Source organism: Pseudomonas sp. WSY_20 (assembly GCF_043104335.1).
GTDB classification, from domain to species: Bacteria; Pseudomonadota; Gammaproteobacteria; order Pseudomonadales; family Pseudomonadaceae; genus Aquipseudomonas; species Aquipseudomonas parafulva_B.
This window is the reverse complement of sequence record NZ_JBICKP010000038.1, coordinates 1-20,590: the sequence shown is the minus strand read 5'-3', so window position 1 is coordinate 20,590 and position 20,590 is coordinate 1. Positions and strand designations below refer to the sequence as shown.

Here is a 20,590-nt window from a genome sequence, read left to right as displayed (position 1 = left end):
GTGCACTGAAATGTCTATTTTCAGGTCCGAAAGGAGTCCTGTCCAGTGTTTAAGACTGCCGCACTTTAGCATTTATCGCCAGTCGCGGTTGCCTGTCCTGGCAGCCAGCGCGCCAGCACCTGCTGCAATTCACTGCGGCGCAGGGGTTTGCTCAGGTAGTCATCCATCCCTGCGGCAATACACCGTTCGCGGTCACCCTGCAACGCATTGGCGGTCAGGGCGATGATCGGTACGTGCGCGCCGTTTGTCAGCAGGCGCAATTGACGCGTGGCCTCGTAACCGTCCATGTAGGGCAGGCCACAGTCCATGAAAACGGCGGCGAAATGCTGCAGCCTGACCTGCTCCACGGCCTGCTGACCGTCATCGGCCGTGCTCACCTCAACGCCCAGGCTGCGCAACATGGCCTCGGTGACGTTCTGGTTGACGGCATTGTCTTCGACCAGCAATACCCTGGTGGGTTCGGTCCAGGCAAGCTGGCCGGGCGGCGCAACGTGGCGGGCCCGGCGCGTCAATGCTGGCAATGCCAGGGGCATCTCCAGCGTAAAGGTCGAGCCATGGCCTTCGAGGCTCTGGCCATGCAGGTGCCCACCCATGCGTTCGGCCAAGGTGCGCGCGATGGACAGGCCCAAGCCGGTGCCGCCGTAGCGACGGGAAATCGAGCTGTCGGCCTGCTGGAACGCGACGAACATCATCTCCAGGCGATCGTTGTCGATGCCGATACCCGTGTCCTGCACGCTGCAGGTCAGCCAGATGCGCTGCTCATCCATCACCTGCCAACGGGCCTCGACCCGCACCTGCCCCTGTTCGGTGAACTTCAGGGCATTACCGATCAGGTTCAGGAGAATCTGCCGGATCCGGGTAGGGTCGCCGTTCACCTGCAACTGGGCGGTGTTCTCGGCCAGGCTCAAGTCCAGCGTCAGCCCTTGTTGCTGCGCTGCATGCTGGAATGACTGGACGCAGTGGGTGATGAGCTCGCCGAGGTTGAAGTCGATGTGCTCGAGCTGCAAGGCCGCCCGTTCAATCCGCGAGAAATCGAGGATGTCATTGATGACCCGCAGCAGATGCCCCGTCGACTCGCTCGCCACTGCGGTGTAGTCGGCCTGCTCGCTGCTCATCGAGGTGGTTTCGAGCAATTGCAGCATGCCCAGTACACCGTTGAGCGGTGTGCGCAGCTCGTGGCTCATCATGGCCAGGAAATCGGACTTGGCGCGGTTGGCCTGCTCGGCCTCTTCGCGAGCCTGGATCAGCTCGGCAATGGCTGTCTTCTGCTCGGTACTGGCCTGCTCCAGCGCACGGGCCAGATTATTGATGTGCCGGGCCAGATGCCCCAGCTCGCTGTCGTCCACCACCGGAACGGGCGTATCGTAGTGACCCTGCTGGATGGCCTTGACGGCATGGCCCATGTCGCTGATGGGTTTGGCCAGGCTCAGGGCCAGGCGGCGAGCCAGCAGGAAGGTGAACAGCAGTGCGAACAACGCCAGCACGGCGGCCTTGATCACGATCTCCTGCTGACGCTGACTGAACGCATCGTCCGACATGCCGACGATGACCCGCCCCAGGTAGTCATCGCCAATAGCCGGGGCAGCCGCCAGGCCTTCCTGGAGGAAATCGCTTTCGAGTCGAATCTGTTGCAGACGAATCGGCGCCTGAAACACCTCCACCTGCTGGGCGCGGTTGGTGCTTTCGTCAGACTGCTCGACGTACACCAAAATATGGTTGCGGCTGTCCTGCACCTCCAGAAACCGCACGTGGGGAATGCTCAGGGTGGCGCGCATCAGGCCTTCGAGCACTTCATTGTTGCCTGAGATGACCCCGTATTCGGACGCGGGCGCAAGCTGGTTGGCAATCAATTGGCCGGTGTGGTTGAGCTCCTGACGCAAATCCTGGATGCGCACGAACGTGAAGAAGCTGATCAAAAGCAGCGTCAGCAGCAGCGCCGGGCCTAGGCTAATGATCTGTGTGCGCGTATGAATGTCCCAGTTCAGGCCCTTGGTCATGGGGTGCGCTCTCCAGCAGCCAGGGCTTGGGCAGCGGCGTCGGGATCAATGGGCTCCAGGCCCAGCGCCCGTGCCACCTGCTGATTGCCGCTGACCCCGAAATGAGCTGGGTAGAGGCTGCGGGGCCAGCGCGCAGGCGATTGCCCGAGCAGGCTGTCGAGCACGCTCAGCCAATCTTGCTGGTCGCTAAAGGTGCTGGCCAGCGCGCCGGCACGGACGAATCCGGCATTGGGGCCGATCAGGGCCATTTGACGGCCGTAACTGCTGAGCAACAGGTTTTTTGCTGTCTTGGAATTGTACAGGTCCGAATCATCGAGCCCGAGCAGCACGTCACTGCTGCCCAGAAGGTATTGCAAGGGGCGGCTGTCACGCGGGTCGGGCCAAGCCTGTGCCACGATCTCCAGGCCAAGCGGTTGCGCGGCACGGCGCAGCTCATCCAGCAGAAACCCACTGTGCTCACCGTACAGCACCCCGATGCGCCTGGCTTGCGGCAACAGGTAGCGGGTCAAGCGCAGTTGCCGATCCAGCGGCGGGTCGCTCCACAGCAAGGTGAGAAACCCGGGGCGTGACTTTCCCAGGCGCTGTTCCACCTGCACCCGGCTGACCCTCATGGCCAGTGCCGGGGGCCCGGCGGTTTGCGACAGGCGCCATTGCAGTGCCTCATCGTCCAGCAACACCAAGCGCAGGTCCAGGTCAAGCCGGCCCGGCGCAGGCAGCTCGCTGGCAGCCTGGAAATGCACGTGGTCATTGGGGCGTCGACTTTCCAGGGCAGCGATGAAGCTGCGGATGCCCGGCTGGTCCTGGGCGCCGACCAGCAGGATTTCGCTAGCGGACAACTGTCCCAATGGCCACAGCCATAGCACCAACAGGCGCAGCAACCGAACCATCAGAACTCCAGCTCCGCGCTCAGGCTCAGCCGATGCCGGCTGTCGTAGCGGTTCTGCACGGCCGTGGTGGGCTCATCATCCAGGCGTTGCTGCCACAGGGCTGCCAGTTCCAGGGTGCTCTCGTACACGCGCCAGCGCTTGGCCACGCGCAGGTCCAGGCGTTCGTAGCGGTACTGATTAAGGGCATCGTCTCCATAATAGAAAGCACCACTGGACCAGCCGTGGCCCCAGTCCCTCATCCAGCCGACTGAGCCGCTGTTGCTGGCGCTGAGGTTGCGGTCGGCAGGATTGCTGGCCCAGGCGTCGACATGGGCGAAGGTCAACCGCAGCCGGTCGCGCAGGGTAGGGCGCCAATCGAATTGGGCCTCGCTGCCGCTGAAGCGCGCGCGGTTCGCATTGCTGGCGATGTACTGGTTGTTCTTGAGCGGCTCGCTGATCATGCCGGTGATCTCATCAAAGAACACCTTCAGGTCCATGCTCAGGTCCAGATCGCTGAAGTAGCCGTTGTAGCCCAGCTCACGCGAGCGCATGTGCTCCTGCTCCAGGTCACCAGGGCCGCGGGTCTTGACGAAGTATTCGCCATGCTGCTGGCCAAAGGCGTAGGGCATCAGGTTCTTGACGGTGTAGCTCCAGTTGACGTTGTTTTCGAACATGTCAGGCGAACGTACCGCCTCGGAATAGACGGCGCGCAGGCCATGGCGCGGAGTGATCAGGTAATTGATCGCCAACCGTGGGGTAAGCGAGCTGCCAGAGAGCCGCGAATCCTCGAACATGGCGCCGCCCTGCACGATCCAGTGCTCGTCGGCTCGCCACTCCAGTTGCCCGAAAAGCCGCCAGGTCTGATCGTCCACGCTGCCATTGAAGTAGGTCTGCGAGTCGGCACGATCATAGCGATAGTTCATGCCGCTGAGCAGGCGCAGACTGTCGGTCAGGCTGTAGGTGTCCTGGATTTCCAGGTCATAGCGGGTTTCACGCGTGCTCTGGTCGACATCGCCGCACACCACGTCACTGCCGCCCTGGTTGTTCCACTGCTCCTTGATCGCATCGACCAGGGCCTGCTCCTGAGGGTTGCTGCTAGGGGGCGGGTTGTTCGCGCCGCGGGCTACCCGTTCGGCGTAATTGGGGTTCATTTGCCAGAGGCGGGTGAGTTCAGGGCTGAAGGACAACGCCGCGTCGCAGGCCCGCCACACTTGCTGGCGGTCGAAGTGCTGCGCCGAACCCTGGACGTACAGGCTGTGTTCAGCGGCAAAGTCGATGTTCCAGCGCACCGAGCCTGCATAGTCCATGGCCTTGACGTCGGCATCCTTGCCGCGCTGGGTCACGAACGGGAACACTGGCTGGTAGGTATAAGGCCGCTGGTTGGTGCCTTCCTTGGCGGCCAGTTGCCAGTCCAGTGTCTGGTCCTGCGCCAGGGCATGGCTGGCGCTCAGGTTCAAACGTGTGGCGCGGCGGCTGTCACGGTAGTGCTGGCCGAACTGGTCATGGTCGAACCCATCATCCTGCAGGCCCGAGATGGACAGACGCATATCGCCGTTGTCCCAGCCAAAGCCCTGGCTGGCATAGAAGTCGTCGATGCCGTTTTGCCCGCGCGTGACTTTCAGGCGCGTGCCGTGGCTGTCGGCAGGATTGCGGGTGAGGATGTTCACCACGGCCATCAGGGCATTGGCGCCATAGCTGACCGTGTTCGGCCCTCTGAACACCTCGATTCGGTCGATGTCTTCCAGCGCCAGCGGGATATCGCTCCAGTCCACCGTCGCCAGCCCGGCCCGATACACCGAGCGGCCGTCGATCAGCACCTGCATGCGGCGCGCTTCGTTGACGTTGCTGCCGTGGTAGTTGACGGTCGGTTGATTGCCGGCCAAATAGCCCACCATCATCCCTGGCACGAGCCTGAGCAGCTCGGGGATGTCACGCGCGCCACTGGCCCGGATCAAGGCGCCGTCGAGCACGGTCATGCTCCCTGGCACCGCAGCCGGAGATTGTTTGAGGCGTGTTGCAGTCAAAACCTGTGGCAGGTCGCTGTTGCCGATGAACAAGTCATCTGCCAGCGCAGGTGCACCGAGCAGGGCGGTCAACAGCAACAGCCGCGGGTAGGGAGGCGAGCCAGGGAGCACGGAGCGGCCTTGTATCGTGGGTAAACCGGCATGGTAAATGAACTTTGCCGTTTTGCCAGTGATCTGCGGCGGTATTGATGCTGGCCGATCAGTGGGCATGCACCTGGCCTGGGCGAGCAATGCCTGACCGGCCTTGGCGCAGGGCAGGTGACCCGTATAATGCGCCGGTCGCCATTTATTTTAGGTGTTAACGGATTGGATATGACTGATCAGCAACCTGTTGCAGTTCTGGGCGGCGGCAGCTTCGGCACGGCCGTGGCAAACCTGCTGGCACAGAACGGTGTGCCCGTGCGCCAATGGATGCGCGACCCGGCACAGGCCCAGGCGATGCGTGAGCATCGCGAGAACCCGCGCTACCTCAAGGGCATTGGGCTGCACGAGGGGGTAGAGCCGGTCAATGACCTGCTGGCCACGCTCCAGGCGTGCGACCTGATTTTCGTGGCCTTGCCCTCCAGTGCCTTGCGTAGCGTATTGGCGCCACATGCCGACCTGCTGCGTGGCAAAGGACTGGTCAGCCTCACCAAAGGGATCGAGGCCCAGACGTTCAAGCTGATGAGCCAGATCGTCGAGGAGATCGCCCCGCAGGCGCGCATAGGTGTGCTCTCCGGGCCCAACCTTGCCCGGGAAATTGCCGAGCACGCCCTGACTGCCACTGTGGTGGCCAGCGAAGACGAGCGCCTGTGCCAACAGGTGCAGGCTGTGCTGCATGGCAGGACCTTCCGCGTGTATGCCAGCAGTGACCGTTTTGGCGTGGAACTCGGTGGCGCCCTGAAGAACGTCTACGCCATCATCGCTGGCATGGCCGTGGCGCTGGGCATGGGCGAGAACACCAAGAGCATGTTGATCACCCGCGCACTGGCCGAGATGACCCGCTTTGCAGTCAGTCAGGGCGCCAACCCCATGACCTTCCTGGGCCTGGCCGGCGTGGGCGACCTGATCGTCACCTGCTCCTCACCCAAGAGTCGTAACTACCAGGTGGGCTACGCGCTCGGCCAAGGGCTGAGCCTGGATGAGGCGGTGAGTCGGCTGGGGGAAGTGGCAGAGGGCGTCAACACCCTCAAGGTACTCAAGGCCAAGGCCCAGCAGGCGCAGGTGTACATGCCCCTGGTCGCCGGCCTGCATGCCATCCTGTTCGAAGGCCGCACGTTGAATCAGGTGATCGAGCACCTGATGAGCGCCGAGCCGAAGACCGATGTCGATTTCATTTCCACCAGCGGCTTCAACTGAACCCTGATAACCCTGGCAAACGGCAAGGAGCGACACATGAACGATACCCCTGAACATGCCCAGCGCGAGTCCCTGATCCTGCGCGTGGTCTGGATGCTGGTTTTCCTGGTGGTCTGGCAATTGGCCGAGTTGCTGCTGGCCGGTCTGGTAGTAGTCCAGTTGATCTATCGACTGATCTACGGTGCGCCCAGCGCCAGCGTGATGGACGTTGGCGATAGCCTGAGCCAGTACCTGGCTCAGATCGGACGTTTCGGCACCTTCCATACCGATCAGAAGCCCTGGCCGTTTGCCGATTGGCCAGCACCACGTCCGGCGGACGGCGAGGCGCCCCATGTGGCGCGCGCACCTGCGCCTGCTGAACCTGACCGCGAGCCCAAGCTGTGAACCTGTGGGTGTTGCGCCACGGTGAAGCCGAGCCGCGAGCCACCCGCGATGCCGAGCGGCGCTTGACCGCGCGCGGTCACGAGCAGGTTCTGCACAGCGCTGCACACCTGGCAGGCAAGCCACTGCAGGCGATCATTGCCAGCCCTTATGTTCGGGCGCAGCAGAGCGCTGCGTTGGTCCATGAGGCATTGGGGTTTAGCGAGCCGGTACGCACGGTGCCGTGGCTGATGCCCGAGAGCGATGTGCAACACACGATCGGCCAGATTGAACGCCTTGGTCTGGATCACGTGCTGCTGGTCAGCCACCAGCCGTTGGTCGGCCACCTAGTCGGGTTGCTCGAGCACGGTCACCTGCAGCGGCCGGCCGCCATGGGCACGGCAAGCCTAGCGGAGCTAGAAGGGGATTGGCCCTTGGCGGGATTGATGTCGCTGCGCGCCTTGCACATGTCCTGCTGATTGCCTGCGCTGGCTACGTCATACAGGTTTGCAATGGAGGCAACTGGCATTTTTGTTAGTTGTTTCAATCGATTGCGACTTGCTAGCTTAGTCACAAAGAACAGGCATAAGGTTGGGTCGATGACGGGCGAAATGTTGAAATTGTTGTGCTCGCTGAACCTGCAAACCACCACGGAGAAGGTCGAGCAAGGCATCGCCCTGGACCACGCCCAGCACAGCTTGCTGCGGGAGGTCTCCGACGCCAAGTTCTATCACCTGATGCGCAAGATCGAGGCGAACACGGCGCTTGAGGAAGGTCGACGTCAGCAAGCCGAGCAGGAACTGCTTGCCTTGCAGCTAGCCTGCACCCGCGTGGCCCACCTGATACAAACCAGCTGCCTGGCGCTGCGCAGATTGGATCTTGACGCTGAAGACCAGCGTCTGGCGCGCGAGGCGCTGGAAAGCCAGCAAGCCTTCATCAAGGCGTGTCTGCGCCGCTCGCTGGGTAGCTTTGATCGATCGGCCTGACCTGATCGCCCTTGCCGATGACCTTTCCGAACGTTGCCTGGGGCTTGGTGGACAACCACAATGGGCCACTCTCTGCGCCCGGAAGCCCACCATGCCGCAACCGATATTCTTTGCCCATGCCAATGGGTTTCCGTCGGCAACCTACGGCAAGTTGTTCGCCGCCCTGGCGCCGGACTACTCTGTGCAGAGCTTGCCCCAGCACGGCCACGATCCGCGCTTTCCGGTAGACGCCAACTGGCAGAGCCTGGTGGACGAGCTGTTGTACCACCTTGAGCAGCAGCCAGGCCCCGTATGGGGTGTGGGACATTCGTTAGGGGGTGTTCTGCATTTGCATGCCGCCCTACGGCGACCTGAGCTCTACCGGGGCGTGGTCATGCTCGACTCGCCCGTGCTGACCCGCGCAGACCAGTGGCTGCTGCGCGCTGCCAAGCACCTGGGCTTGATCGACCGCATTACCCCGGCCGGCCGGACGCTAGGTCGGCGCGCCGAATTCGAAGATCGGCTCAGTGCCCGTTCCTATTTCGCCAGCCGATCACTGTTCCGCCACTTCGACCCCGACTGCCTTGATGCCTACGTCGAGCATGGCCTGCACGAGCATCAGCACGCGCTGTGCCTGCGCTTCGATCCTGCTATCGAAATCAGCATCTATCGCAACGTACCCCACCTGAGCCCTGCGCCTGTTCAGCAGTTGCACCTGCCGCTGGCCATGGTCCGTGGTCAGGCCAGTACCGTGGTGCGTCGTCATCATGCCTTGGCGGTGCGGGGCATGCCGAAGGGGGAATATCACAGCGTTCCGGGTGGCCACATGTTCCCGCTTGAGCACCCGGAAGATACCGCCAGCCTGATCAAGGGCCTGTTCGATCGGTGGGGTCAGGCATGAATATCCAGGTCGAAGACATACGCTTGAACCTTGGCCATATCGAGCTGGCCGGCCACGTGTTCGGCCCCGAGGACGGCCTGCCGGTGATCGCATTGCACGGCTGGCTGGACAACGCCAACAGCTTCGCGCGCCTGGCGCCCCGCCTTCGGGGCCTGCGCATCGTGGCCTTGGACATGGCCGGTCATGGCCATTCGCAACATCGTCCGCCGGGTGCCGGCTACGCGCTGGCCGACTACGCCTACGACATCGTGCGCGCAGCCGAGCAACTTGGCTGGGAGCGCTTCGCCCTGCTGGGGCATTCACTGGGCGCTATCATCAGCGTGCAACTGGCCGCCGCATTGCCCGAGCGTGTCAGCCACCTGGCGCTCATCGATGGCCTCATCCCGCCTACCGGTGAGGAGCAGGATGCTGCCGAGCGGCTGGGGATGGCGCTGCGCGCCCAGATGCGCCTCGATACCAAGCGCAAGTCGGTGTACAGCACCCAGGACCAAGGCGTGGAGGCACGCATGAAGGGCATGGTCGCGGTGAGCCGCGAAGCGGCCGAGCTGCTGGCCCAGCGTGGGCTGATGCCCGTGGCCGGTGGCTACAGCTGGCGCAGCGACAGTCGCCTGACCTTGCCCTCGCCGATGCGCCTGACGCAAGCCCAGGCGATGGCCTACGTGCGGCACGTCAAGTGCCCCGGCTGCCTGGTGGTGGCAGCGCAGGGTATGCTGGCGCGTCGCGAGGGGTTGCTTGAGCAGCTACCCTTTGAACAGGTGACCTTGCCCGGTGGCCATCACCTGCACCTGAACGATGAGCAGGGCGCAACGCTTGTAGCAGACTGTTTCAATCGCTTCTTTGGCTTTGCTTGACTTGCACCGGACAAGTGTCGAGGCTTGGCGGGTTGATCAGGGAGACAACCATGCAATTGCCAGACATGTACATGCTTCACCTTGACGCCGAGCGCCGCGTGGGCCGCCTATGAATGCGCCTGCCGCCTTGCGTTGCCTGTTGGCCGTCAGCGCGCTGCTTGCCAGCACCACGCTCTGGGCCGGCAGCCTGCCAGTGCCAGTGGACGCCAAGGTTGTCGATCAGCGCCCGGCTGTGGAGCAGGAGCGCGTCTATCCATTGGGGCCACTGCGCAAGATTAGCGGCCGCCTGCGGGTGGAGGATAAAGTAGAGAGCCGTGGCCAGGTCAGTTCCACCACCTATGAGCTGCCGGTTGAGCGCTCCGCGCGGGAGGCTTTCACGCGCGCGCGCGAGGCCTTGCAGCAAGACGGCGGGTATCCGTTGTTCTGGTGCCAGGGCCGCGACTGTGGCGAGGCTAGCCTGTGGGCCAACGATGTCTTTGCCAATGCTCGGCTCAATGGTGGCGATGAGCGCCAGGCGTTCATCCTGCTGCGCCGCTCTGCCGAGCAGGCCGATACGTTGGTCGCACTCTACAGCGTGACCCGTGGTAATCGCCGGGCCTACCTGCATGTGGAGGAGTTCGTCGCCGCCAGCCCGTTGGGTGAACTGCTGCCTACTGCTGCAACCGTGCTGCGTGAAATGCGTGACACCGGCAAGCTCGATTATCCTGATCTGAGCGAGCCGCAGCCGGCCTGGGCAACCCTGCTTGCACGCAGCCTCAATCTGGACAGCACCTTGCGCGCCACCCTGAGCGGTGCCCAGGCCGAGGCCTGGCGTGAAGCACTGATAAAGGCCGGTGTACGCAGCGCTCGCCTGGAGCTCGGCGATTCGCCGACCGATGGCCTGCACCTCGAACTGATCCGTTGACGGGCAAGACCATGGTTGACAATGATCGCCTGCTGATCCAGATCCTTTTGCTGGCATTGCTAGCCGCCGGCCTATGGGTCATGGCCCCCTTCATTTCGGCGCTGCTGTGGGGCGCCATCCTCGCATTCGCCAGCTGGCCCTTGATGCGGTTCCTGACCCGCGTGCTGGGTGGGCGCGAAACCCTTGCCGCCGGATTGTTGACCAGCGCCTGGATCCTCATCGTGGCGCTGCCCTTGGTCTGGCTGGGCTTCAACCTGGCCGACCACATTCGTGATGCGACCTTGTTCGTGCGTGATGTGCAGGTCGATGGCCTGCCGGATGCGCCTTTGTGGCTGGTCGACATCCCGTTGGTAGGCGAACGCATGGCCAGCTGGTGGTCGTCGCTGGACCAGCAGGGCGCCGCGCTGCTGGCATCGGTCAAACCCTACTTGGGGCAGGTGGGCAACTGGCTCCTGGCCCGCAGCGCGCAGATCGGAAGTGGCGTGCTGGAACTCACCCTGAGCCTGGTCTTCGTGTTCTTCTTCTACCGCGACGGGCCGCGGCTCTCGGCGTTCGTGCTTCGGCTGCTGCACCGGCTGACCGGCGAGCGCGCCGAGTATTACCTGAACCTGGTGGCCGGCACGGTACAACGGGTGGTCAATGGCGTGATCGGTACGGCGGCGGCGCAAGCCCTGCTCGCGTTGATCGGCTTTCTCATCGCAGGCGTGCCGGGTGCCATCGTGCTTGGTTTGATCACCTTCATGCTCAGCCTGATCCCCATGGGCCCGCCGCTGGCCTGGCTGCCGGTGACCGGCTGGCTGATCTGGAAGGGTGACTACGGCATGGCGATCTTCATGGGTATCTGGGGCACCTTCGTGATCAGTGGCGTGGACAACGTGCTCAAGCCCTACCTGATCAGCCGTGGCGGCGACTTACCGCTCGTGATCGTGTTGCTCGGCGTGTTCGGCGGCCTGATTGCCTTCGGCTTCATCGGCCTGTTCATCGGCCCGACGTTACTGGCCATCGGCTACAGCCTGCTGCTGGACTGGAGTCGCAACGTGCAGCCTACCCCGACTGCCTAGGCCTGCCGCCTGGTCGAGCATGTTTCTTTACGTGTTCTTTATGCCAGGCCTGCCCCCACGATCTCGAGCCTTTACGCTGGCCTGACCGAAAATCCCCCTAAAGCGGCCGCAGCCGCATTAAAGGGGATTGATTCATGAACTTGCTCGAAGGGTTGTCACTGCTGATCGCGGTGGCCATGGCGGTGTACCTGCTGACGGCGCTACTACGCGCCGATCGCAGCTAAGGGGGCGCCAATGCACGTCTACGATATCGCCTTGCTGATGGCCTTCTTCGCCATTGTCCTGCTACCGGCCCCTTGGCTGGGAAGGTTCTACTTCAATGTCATGGAAGGCCGGCGCACCTGGCTTACGCCATTACTGGGACCGATTGAAAATGTCTGTTACCGGGTGGCTGGGGTCTGCCCATCGCAGCAGCAGGGCTTGCGCCACTATGCCCTGGCGCTTCTGATCTTCAATTTAGTTGGGTTCCTACTGCTGTTCGGCGCGCTGGTGGCCCAAGGCCTTCTGCCATTGAATCCGCAGCGCTTACCCGGCCTTGAGTGGTCGCTGGCCTTCAACACCGCGGTCAGCTTCGTGACCAACACCAACTGGCAGGCCTACAGTGGCGAGGCCTCCATCAGCTACCTGAACCAGATGCTCGGCCTGACCGTGCAGAACTTCATCAGTGCGGCCACGGGCCTGGCCGTGCTGGTAGCCTTGTGCCGTGGTATCGCCCGTCGCAGCAGTGCGGCCTTGGGCAATTTCTGGGTGGACATGACCCGGGCCACGCTTTATGGGCTGTTACCCCTGTCCCTGCTACTGGCGCTGCTGTTGGTATGGCAGGGCGTGCCCCAGACCTTCAGCGACTATGCCCATGCCCTGACATTGCAAGGGGCCGAGCAGCTGATCCCGCTCGGCCCGGCAGCCAGCCAGATTGCGATCAAGCAACTGGGTACCAACGGCGGTGGCTTCTTCGGCGTCAACTCGGCGCATCCGTTTGAAAACCCGACAGCGTGGAGCAACCTGTTCGAGGTGTCGGCGATCATCCTGATTCCCGTGGCGCTGGTGTTCATGTTCGGCCATTACGTGAAAGACCTGCGCCAGAGCCGCGCCATTGTGGCCTGCATGCTTGCATTGTTTCTGGTCGGCGGCGCATCGGCTTTGTGGTCCGAACACCAGCCCAACCCGGCGCTGCACGTCAGCGAGGTGGAGCAGGCAGCCCCTCTGGAAGGCAAGGAAAGTCGCTTCGGTATCACGGGTTCGGTGTTGTGGACAGTCACTACCACGGCAGCCTCCAACGGTTCGGTCAATGCCATGCACGACAGCCTCAACCCACTGACCGGCATGGTGGCCATGGTCAACATGATGGTAGGCGAAGTCATCTTCGGCGGCGTCGGGGCAGGCCTGTACGGCATGTTGCTGTTCGTGCTGATCGCAGTGTTCCTGTGCGGGCTGATGATCGGCCGCACGCCGGAGTACCTGGGCAAGAAGCTTCAAGCCCGCGAGGTACAGCTGCTGGTGGCGACGTTGCTGGTGATGCCGGTCGGCGTGCTGGTACTGGCCGCCGTCGCTGCCAGCCTGCCAGGGCCGGCCACAGCGGTGAGCAACCCTGGCGCCCATGGCTTCAGTCAGTTGCTTTATGCCTATACCTCCGGGGCCGCCAATAACGGGTCGGCCTTCGCAGGCTTTGGCGCCAACACGGTGTTTCACAACCTCATGATCGGTCTGGCGATGCTGATCGGCCGTTTCGGTTACATCCTGCCTGTCCTGGCGCTGGCTGGGAGCCTGGCAGCCAAGCCACAGGCACCTCAAGGCCCCAACAGCTTTCCCACCCAAGGGCCACTGTTCACCCTCCTGCTGCTGCTGACCATCCTGCTGGTAGGCGGGCTGACCTTCCTGCCGACCTTGGCCTTGGGGCCGATTGCCGACCATTTGAGCCAGGCCTATTGAGAGATGACCATGAACATGCCCATTCCAGAGATCAAGGCCCAACCAGACGCAGCAGCCCAGACGCGGCTGGCCGCGCTGTGGCGGCCAGCGTTGCTGCAGGCGTTGCTCAAGCTCGATCCACGTCAACTCAAACGCTCACCGGTCATGCTGGTGGTGGCCATTACGGCCTTACTGACCACCGTGCTGTGCCTGGCCCCGGCCAATGGCGTCACCCCAGGCGTTGCGGTGCAGATCGCAGCCTGGCTGTGGTTCACCGTGCTGTTCGCCAACTTCGCCGAGGCCCTGGCCGAAGGCCGGGGTAAAGCCCGGGCCGACAGCCTCAAAGCCGGCAGCCAGGGGCTCTCGGCCAGGCGTCGCAATCCGGATGGCAGCTTCGACAACGTGCCGGCTGTATCCCTGCGCAAGGGTGATGTAGTCCGGGTGGAGGCTGGCGAGATGATCCCCGCCGACGCCGAGGTGATAGAAGGTATCGCTGCCGTCAACGAGGCAGCCATCACCGGGGAATCTGCGCCCGTCATTCGGGAGTCAGGCGGCGATCGTTCGGCGGTGACCGGCAATACCCGTCTGGTGTCGGACTGGCTGCTGATCCGCATCGCCAGCAACCCCGGTGACTCCACCCTGGACCGTATGATCGCCCTGGTCGAGGGCGCGCGCCGGCAGAAAACGCCCAACGAGATCGCCCTGGACATGCTGTTGATCGGCCTGACCCTGGTGTTTCTGATTGTGGTGGTGACCCTGCAACCCTTTGCTCACTTCGCTGGGGGCAGCTTGCCGCTGATTTTTCTGGCCGCGTTGCTCGTCACACTCATTCCCACCACCATCGGCGGCTTGCTCTCTGCCATCGGCATCGCCGGCATGGACCGCCTTGTGCGCCTCAACGTCATCGCACGTTCAGGGCGCGCCGTGGAAGCCGCAGGCGACGTGCACACCTTGATGCTGGACAAGACCGGTACCATCACCTTCGGTAACCGCCGCTGCAGCGCACTGTACGCCGCGCCCGGTGTGACCGCCCGTGAGCTGGGGGAGGGGGCCTTGCTGGCTTCGCTGGCCGATGACACGGCAGAGGGCAAGTCGATCGTCGAGTACCTGCACCAGCTTCATGATTTCGTCGAACCGGCGGCCGGGCACTACCAACCGGTAGCCTTCACGGCCCAGACACGCCTGTCTGGTATCGACCTGGGGCCACGTCGTTATCGAAAAGGCGCCGTCGATGCGCTCCTTGCCTTCGTCGAGATGCAGCGCGCGGACATGCCGACAGCCCTTGCCCGAGAGGTAGAGCGCATTGCCCAGTCAGGCGGTACGCCGTTGCTGGTGTGCCTCGACAAGCGTCTGCTGGGCGTGATTCACCTCAAGGATGTGGTCAAGCCTGGCATTCGCGAACGCTTTGCCGAACTGCGCAAGCTGGGTATCAGGACCGTCATGGTCACTGGCGACAACCCGCTCACGGCAGCCGCCATCGCGGCCGAAGCGGGCGTGGATGATGTGTTGGCAGAGGCAACACCGGAGAAAAAACTGGCGCGCATTCGCCAGGAGCAGCAAGACGGCCGTCTGGTGGCCATGTGCGGCGATGGTGCCAACGACGCGCCAGCTCTGGCCCAGGCGGATGTGGGTATGGCCATGAACGATGGCACCCAGGCTGCACGGGAGGCGGCCAACATGGTCGATCTGGACAGCGACCCGACCAAACTGTTGGACGTGGTGCAGGTTGGCAAGGCGCTGCTCATCACCCGTGGGGCGTTGACGACCTTTTCCATCGCCAACGACGTGGCCAAGTACTTCGCCATCCTGCCAGCGTTGTTCGCGGTGATTTATCCGCAGCTGGGGGTGCTCAACGTCATGCAGCTGGCAAGCCCGCAGAGCGCGATCCTGTCGGCCATCGTGTTCAACGCACTGATTATCGTCGTGCTCATTCCGTTGGCCTTGCGTGGGGTGCAGGTACAGGCTGCCAGTGCTGCGCAGCTGCTCAGGCGCAACCTGCTGATCTACGGGCTGGGCGGCATCATCGTACCGTTCGCCGGCATCAAGGTCATCGACCTGCTGCTCAACGCCTTGCACCTGGTCTGAGGAGGCCATCATGACTGCATACCTACGCCCGGCTCTGAGCCTGGTTCTGTCGATGACCTTCCTGACAGGTGCGCTGTACCCCCTGGCAGTCACCGGTATTGCCCAGGTGGCGTTCCCCTACCAAGCCAATGGTAGCCTGGTGCAAGACGAGCAGGGTCGCGTGCGCGGCTCTGCCTTGATCGCCCAGCGCTTCGAGGGTGACGGTTGGTTTCATTCCCGTCCCTCGGCAGGTGATTTCGCGACCGTGGCCAGCAGCGCCAGCAACCTTGCCCCTGGCAACCCAGCCTTGATGCAGCGTGTTCAGGCACAGGCAGCCGCGCTGCACCAGCCAGAGCAGGGGCCGGTCCCACTGGCGCTGGTCACAACCTCGGGCAGTGGGCTGGACCCACACCTGCCGCCGCTGGCCGTGGCCTATCAGTTGCCACGGGTAGCCGCCGCCCGACATCTACCCATCGAACGCTTGCAGGGTCTGCTCGAAGCCGCCACGCTGCGCCCATTGGTGGGCCCTGCGGTGGTCAACGTCCTGGCCCTGAACCAGGCACTGGAAAGGATGAGCCGTTCGGGCCAGGGCCTGTGACCCTTGCTGTGAAGGAAACCCCATGAGTGATTCCGACCGCGCCGATGCGCTGCTGGCAGATTTCCCAAAGCCGGGGCGAGGGCGGCTGAAGGTGTTTCTTGGCGCCGCGCCCGGTGTCGGCAAGACCTTCGCCATGCTCACCCATGCCCATGCCCAGCAGCGCATGGGCCGCCAAGTGCTGGTAGGCGTGGTCGAAACCCACGGGCGTGCCGAAACCGAAGCCCTGTTGGCGGGCCTGCCCCAGCAACCGCTGTTGCGCACCCGTTACCGGGGCGTGACCCTGCACGAAATGGACCTGGATGGGGTGCTCAGTACCCCGGGCAGCCTTGTGCTGGTGGACGAACTGGCTCACAGCAACGCGCCGGGCAGCCGCCACGCCAAGCGCTGGCAGGATGTGCAGGAACTGCTAGCCGCTGGTATCGACGTCTACACCACAGTCAATGTCCAGCATCTGGAGAGCCTCAACGACAAAGTGCGCGACATCACCGGTGTTTTGGTGCGTGAAACGGTGCCGGACTGGGTGGTACACGAAGCGTTCGACCTGTTGCTGGTGGACCTGCCGCCACGCGACCTGCTCGAACGGCTGCGCGAAGGTAAGGTGTACGTGCCTGAGCAAGCGAGGGCGGCCATCGACGCATTCTTTTCCCAGCGCAACCTCAGCGCGCTGCGGGAACTGGCCATGCAGGCCGCTGCCGCCCAGGTCGATACCGACGCCGCCCAGGGCTATCGCCAGGGCGGCACTGCAGCGCCAGCGCTGCGCGGGCGCTTGCTGGTCGGGGTAGATGGCGACGACCAGGCTGAGCGCCTGGTGCGTCATGCCAGCCGCGTGGCGCAGCGTCGGCACTTGCCCTGGAGCCTGGTCCACGTGGACAACGGGCGCCTGCACGACGAGAACGGGCGCCAGCGAATACAAGCCGCCCAGCAACTGGCCGAGCGCCTGGGTGGGGAGGTGGTCGTGCTGCGCGCTGCGGAGGTGGCTCGTACGCTGATCGAGCATGCCCGAGAGCGGCGTGCCAGCCTGGTACTGGTAGGGCAGTCCCGTGACCGGTGGCGCCGCCGACTGTTCGGCGCAGGTGTCGCTGCACGGCTGCTGCGGGGCAGTCATGGTCTGGAGGTCAATGTGCTCGATCGCGACGTCCAGCGCTCGGCACCCAAGCCCGCAGCCCGGTATGTGTGGGCATGGCGACATTACCTGTTGGCGCTGGCCGCGACCGTCCTGGCGGCGGGCCTGGCCTGGGCGGTGACCAGCGTGCTGGCGTTGCCCAACATTTCCCTGGTGTTTCTGGCAGCGGTGCTGCTGGTGGCAGTGCGCACCAGCCTTGGGCCCGCCCTGGCTTGTGCGATGCTGTCCTTCCTGGCGTACGATTATCTGTTCATTGCGCCCAACTTTTCCCTGAGTATCCAGCGCGAAGAGGACGTGCTGACCCTGGTGTTTTTCCTGCTGATGGCCGCGCTCACGGGTAACCTTGCCGCGCGCCAGCGCAGTCAGTTGCAGGCCCTGCGTGAAACCCAGGCGCAAACCATCCAGTTGCTGGACCTGTCTCGCCGCCTGACCGGAGCCACGGACCGTCAGGCGGTGCTGGAGGCTGCGCACCAGCACCTCGATGCCCGGCTTGGCTTGCAGGTCTGCATCCTGCAGCGCGACGAGCATGGCCAACTGCACGTAGCCAGCGGCGACCCCACTTCTTTTACCGACAACGAGCGCGCAGCGGCGCAGTGGGCCTGGCAGCACGACCAGGCGGCCGGATTTGGTAGCGATACACTGCCCGAAGGGCGTTGGTGGTGGTGGCCCTTGACCGTGGACAGCCAGCCTTTGGCCTTGATGGGCGTGGCTCAGTGCGCAGGCCAGGCGCTCAGTGGCCCCGAGCGGCGATTGCTGCGTGGCTTGGCGCAGCCAGTGGCCCAGGCCCTGGCCCGGGCACAGCTGTCCGAGCAGTTGGAGGCGGCGCGTCTGCACGGCGAGACCGAACAGCTGCGCAGTGCATTGCTGGCCTCCGTATCCCACGACTTGCGCACGCCGCTCACGTCCATGCGCGGCAGCATCGACAGCTTGCTGGCGTTGGGCGAGGCCATTGCCGAATCGGACCGACGTGAGCTGCTTGAAGGCACCCGCGACGAAGCCGAGCGGTTGGACCGCTATATCCAGAACCTGCTGGACATGACCCGCTTGGGGCACGGCAGTCTCAAATTGGCCCGCGACTGGGTAGCGCCTGCCGACATCGTGGGCAGCGCGCTGCATCGACTGCGGGCCGTGCTGGCACCCCTGAACCTCGATACCCAGGTGCCGGCCAACTTGCCACTGCTGTTCGTGCATGCCGCGTTGATCGAACAGGCCCTGGTCAACGTGCTTGAGAACGCCGCACGGTTTTCGCCTGCTCAGGGGCGCCTGCGTGTCGAGGTGACGGTGCACGACCAGCAGCTGCATATCGCCGTCAGCGATGAAGGCCCTGGCATCGCCCTGGCGGACCGGGACAAGGTCTTCGACATGTTCTACACCGCTGCACGCGGTGATCGCGGTGGCCAGGGCACGGGCCTGGGCTTGGCGATCTGCCAGGGCATGGTCGGGGCCCATGGCGGTCAGGTCAGGGTTGGCGAGGGCACAGATGGCGTTGGCACCTGCATGACCTTATGCTTGCCGCTGCCTACCCAACCGGACACCGGAAGCGACGTGCCATGAGCCAGACCGCCACCTTGCTGGTCATCGATGACGAGCCTCAGATCCGCAAATTCCTGCGCATCAGCCTGGCTTCTCAGGGCTATAAAGTCCTTGAAGCGGAGAACGGCACCCAGGGGCTGGCGCAGGCTGCCTTGGGTAAGCCTGACCTGGTGGTCCTCGACCTTGGCCTGCCGGACATGGACGGGCAGCAGGTGCTGCGCGAACTGCGCCAGTGGAGCACGGTGCCGGTGATGGTCTTGTCGGTACGCGCCAGCGAAGTACAGAAGGTCGACGCCCTGGACGCCGGCGCCAATGACTATGTGACCAAGCCGTTTGGCATTCAGGAGTTTCTTGCACGCGTTCGTGCCCTGCTCAGGCAGGTGCCGCAGAGGGGCAGCGCGCCGGCCTGCGTCAGTATCGGGCCGCTGACCGTCGATCTTGCCTTGCGACGCGTGACCCTGGAAGACGCCGATGTGACTTTGACCCGCAAGGAATATGCCCTATTGGCGCAACTTGCGAGCCATCCCGGGCGCGTCATCACTCAGCAGCAACTGCTCAAGGACATCTGGGGGCCAACCCATGTGGGTGACACGCATTATTTGCGCATCGTGGTCGGGCACCTGCGGCAGAAGCTTGGCGATGACCCGATGGCGCCGCGCTTCATCGCCACCGAGGCAGGGGTAGGGTACCGATTGCTCGCCCCGGTGCAGTGAGCGGCCTGGCTCAGGCCCTGGGCGGGTCCTTTTCGAATAGCTTGCGGACGCTGTCCAGGTAGTGCCGTGCGCCGAGGCCCAAGGGTCGAGGCTTGATCCAGATGATGTCCACCCACAGGCGCAGGCGACTGGCCATGTTGTCAAAGCGCACCTCAGCCAGCGCGCCCGAGGCGATGAGCGGCTCGACCAGGGGCTGCGGCAGATAGGCCCAGCCAAGGCCTGAGTGCACCAGCTCCAGTGTGGCCAGGTAGCTATCGGTCAGCCAGATGCGCCGGGACAGCACCATGCGCGGGTCGGAGCCGGTGGGGTTGCCGGAGGCGACGATGATCTGCCGCTGTTCGGCGAAGGTCTCTTCGGGCAGGGGCAAGGCGCCCTGCATGCCGGCGGGGTGACGGGGGGAGGCGACTGCCACCAGTAGCTGACTGCCGGCTTCGAGAAACGACTCACGCTCATCGATACCTGGGCGTTCGAAGACCAGTGCCAGTTGCACGGTACCGTCATGCAGCAAGCGGATGGCCTCGCGCTGGCTGGCCGAGCGCACCTCCACTTCCAGGCCAGGAAAGGCCTGCGCCAAGGCGTCTAGTGGTTGGCTCCAGGGTCCTGTTTGCAGTTCGGGTGCCATGGCGATGGTCAGGCGTTTTTCCAACCCTTGATGCAGTTGCAGGGCCTGAGCATCGAGCAGGTTCAGCTGGCAGATCACCTGCCTGGCCTGCGACTCCAGCGCCAGCGCTGCGCTGGTGGGTAAGGCTTTGCGGGTGGTACGGTCGAACAGCGGCAGGTCCAGTTCTGCCTCCAGTTGCGCGATGGCCATGCTGATCGCGGATGGCACCCGGCCCAGCTTGCGCGCTGCAGCGGAAAAAGACCCGGCCTCCAGCACGGCCAGGAAGATCGTCAGGGAGTCACTGGTGAAGGCCATGCGGGTGCCTGCTGATGAGCCGATTGGGTGGGGCGAGGGTAATGCTGGGGCGGGGGGATTGCTACCGCCTACCGGGCCTTCAATGCCCATCTATTAGATTCGTCCTGGAACTGGAGCTACAGTTTAAGCCCAAGATGCCGTTGCCGTTGCCGTTGCCGTTGCCGTTGCCGTTGCCGTTGCTTTGGCTTTTGCTTCTAAGCGCGCGGTAGCTCAGGCGCCGCAGATCGCGACTTCAGGAGGCTGAGCGCAGGGCTTGCGGAGGGAGGTGACAGGCATGGATGCCTGTCAAGCGCTGGGCCCCAGGATGGGGCCTACAGCGCGGTCCTCCCGGGAGCAAGCCCGGAGTGAGGGAACCCCGGAGCGCAGCGTAGGGGCCGGATGATAGGAGCAGGCGGTTTTTGCTCACTTTTTGACAAGACAAAAAGTGAGCCGCCGTAAGGGCGGAAAGGTGACTGTGCGCCACCCGCG

The 20,590-nt window shown here is 63.8% G+C and carries 18 protein-coding genes; 14 read left to right on the top strand and 4 right to left on the bottom strand.

Annotated elements, in window-relative coordinates:
* Positions 1-65: 65 nt before the first annotated feature.
* Genes ACF8E5_RS10605 through ACF8E5_RS10595 form a run of 3 tightly spaced genes read right to left on the bottom strand, consistent with a single transcriptional unit; the run spans position 66 to position 4,998 of the window.
* Positions 66-1,997 (bottom strand): ATP-binding protein, encoded by a 1,932-nt coding sequence (locus ACF8E5_RS10605; protein WP_058639737.1) that lies wholly within the window; start codon positions 1,995-1,997, stop codon positions 66-68.
* Positions 1,994-2,884, bottom strand: coding sequence for a hypothetical protein (locus tag ACF8E5_RS10600; RefSeq protein WP_058639736.1), 891 nt, complete (start codon positions 2,882-2,884; stop codon positions 1,994-1,996). Before ACF8E5_RS10600 ends, ACF8E5_RS10605 begins: the two co-directional genes overlap by 4 nt.
* Positions 2,884-4,998, bottom strand: coding sequence for a TonB-dependent receptor plug domain-containing protein (locus ACF8E5_RS10595; protein ID WP_392475249.1), 2,115 nt, complete (start codon positions 4,996-4,998; stop codon positions 2,884-2,886). Before ACF8E5_RS10595 ends, ACF8E5_RS10600 begins: the two co-directional genes overlap by 1 nt.
* 201 nt (positions 4,999-5,199) lie before the next feature.
* Here ACF8E5_RS10595 and ACF8E5_RS10590 point away from each other — a divergent pair, with 201 nt between their 5' ends.
* From ACF8E5_RS10590 to ACF8E5_RS10525, 14 genes are all read left to right on the top strand, one after another.
* Positions 5,200-6,225 carry an NAD(P)H-dependent glycerol-3-phosphate dehydrogenase gene (locus ACF8E5_RS10590; protein WP_058602677.1) on the top strand — a complete coding sequence of 342 codons (1,026 nt, stop codon included), beginning with the start codon at positions 5,200-5,202 and terminating at the stop codon, positions 6,223-6,225.
* Between the two features lie 36 nt (positions 6,226-6,261).
* Positions 6,262-6,609 (top strand): DUF4389 domain-containing protein, encoded by a 348-nt coding sequence (locus ACF8E5_RS10585; RefSeq protein WP_058602678.1) that lies wholly within the window; start codon positions 6,262-6,264, stop codon positions 6,607-6,609.
* On the top strand, positions 6,606-7,064 hold the full coding sequence (gene sixA / locus ACF8E5_RS10580; RefSeq protein WP_078478820.1) for a phosphohistidine phosphatase SixA: 459 nt from the start codon (positions 6,606-6,608) through the stop codon (positions 7,062-7,064). The genes ACF8E5_RS10585 and sixA overlap by 4 nt, the downstream gene beginning before the upstream one ends.
* 132 nt (positions 7,065-7,196) lie before the next feature.
* Entirely contained in the window at positions 7,197-7,571 is a 375-nt protein-coding gene (locus tag ACF8E5_RS10575) for a hypothetical protein (RefSeq protein ID WP_058639964.1), read from the top strand.
* Positions 7,572-7,662: 91 nt separating this feature from the next.
* Positions 7,663-8,451, top strand: a complete 789-nt coding sequence (locus tag ACF8E5_RS10570; RefSeq protein ID WP_058639962.1) for an alpha/beta fold hydrolase — start codon at positions 7,663-7,665, stop codon at positions 8,449-8,451.
* Positions 8,448-9,302, top strand: coding sequence for an alpha/beta hydrolase (locus ACF8E5_RS10565; protein WP_196121902.1), 855 nt, complete (start codon positions 8,448-8,450; stop codon positions 9,300-9,302). Before ACF8E5_RS10570 ends, ACF8E5_RS10565 begins: the two co-directional genes overlap by 4 nt.
* Before the next feature lie 109 nt (positions 9,303-9,411).
* On the top strand, positions 9,412-10,206 hold the full coding sequence (locus ACF8E5_RS10560; RefSeq protein WP_058602682.1) for a DUF4892 domain-containing protein: 795 nt from the start codon (positions 9,412-9,414) through the stop codon (positions 10,204-10,206).
* Positions 10,207-10,217: 11 nt separating this feature from the next.
* Positions 10,218-11,267 (top strand): AI-2E family transporter, encoded by a 1,050-nt coding sequence (locus ACF8E5_RS10555; protein WP_392475247.1) that lies wholly within the window; start codon positions 10,218-10,220, stop codon positions 11,265-11,267.
* 134 nt (positions 11,268-11,401) lie between these two features.
* Positions 11,402-11,491 carry a K(+)-transporting ATPase subunit F gene (kdpF, locus tag ACF8E5_RS10550; RefSeq protein ID WP_058639621.1) on the top strand — a complete coding sequence of 30 codons (90 nt, stop codon included), beginning with the start codon at positions 11,402-11,404 and terminating at the stop codon, positions 11,489-11,491.
* A 10-nt stretch (positions 11,492-11,501) separates the two neighbouring features.
* The gene (gene kdpA, locus ACF8E5_RS10545) at positions 11,502-13,196 is read left to right on the top strand and encodes a potassium-transporting ATPase subunit KdpA (protein WP_392475246.1); all 1,695 of its coding nucleotides are present in this window, start codon (positions 11,502-11,504) and stop codon (positions 13,194-13,196) included.
* 9 nt (positions 13,197-13,205) lie between these two features.
* Positions 13,206-15,260, top strand: coding sequence for a potassium-transporting ATPase subunit KdpB (kdpB, locus tag ACF8E5_RS10540; protein ID WP_078478816.1), 2,055 nt, complete (start codon positions 13,206-13,208; stop codon positions 15,258-15,260).
* 10 nt (positions 15,261-15,270) lie between these two features.
* On the top strand, positions 15,271-15,837 hold the full coding sequence (gene kdpC / locus ACF8E5_RS10535) for a potassium-transporting ATPase subunit KdpC (protein WP_326384104.1): 567 nt from the start codon (positions 15,271-15,273) through the stop codon (positions 15,835-15,837).
* 22 nt (positions 15,838-15,859) lie between these two features.
* Positions 15,860-18,514: a DUF4118 domain-containing protein gene (locus ACF8E5_RS10530; protein ID WP_392475245.1), complete on the top strand. Its 2,655-nt coding sequence runs from the start codon at positions 15,860-15,862 to the stop codon at positions 18,512-18,514.
* Positions 18,511-19,206: a response regulator gene (locus ACF8E5_RS10525; RefSeq protein WP_078478813.1), complete on the top strand. Its 696-nt coding sequence runs from the start codon at positions 18,511-18,513 to the stop codon at positions 19,204-19,206. The genes ACF8E5_RS10530 and ACF8E5_RS10525 overlap by 4 nt, the downstream gene beginning before the upstream one ends.
* Before the next feature lie 10 nt (positions 19,207-19,216).
* Here the strand turns inward: ACF8E5_RS10525 and ACF8E5_RS10520 are convergent, their stop codons facing one another.
* Positions 19,217-20,122, bottom strand: a complete 906-nt coding sequence (locus tag ACF8E5_RS10520; RefSeq protein WP_392475244.1) for a LysR family transcriptional regulator — start codon at positions 20,120-20,122, stop codon at positions 19,217-19,219.
* Positions 20,123-20,590 lie beyond the last annotated feature (468 nt).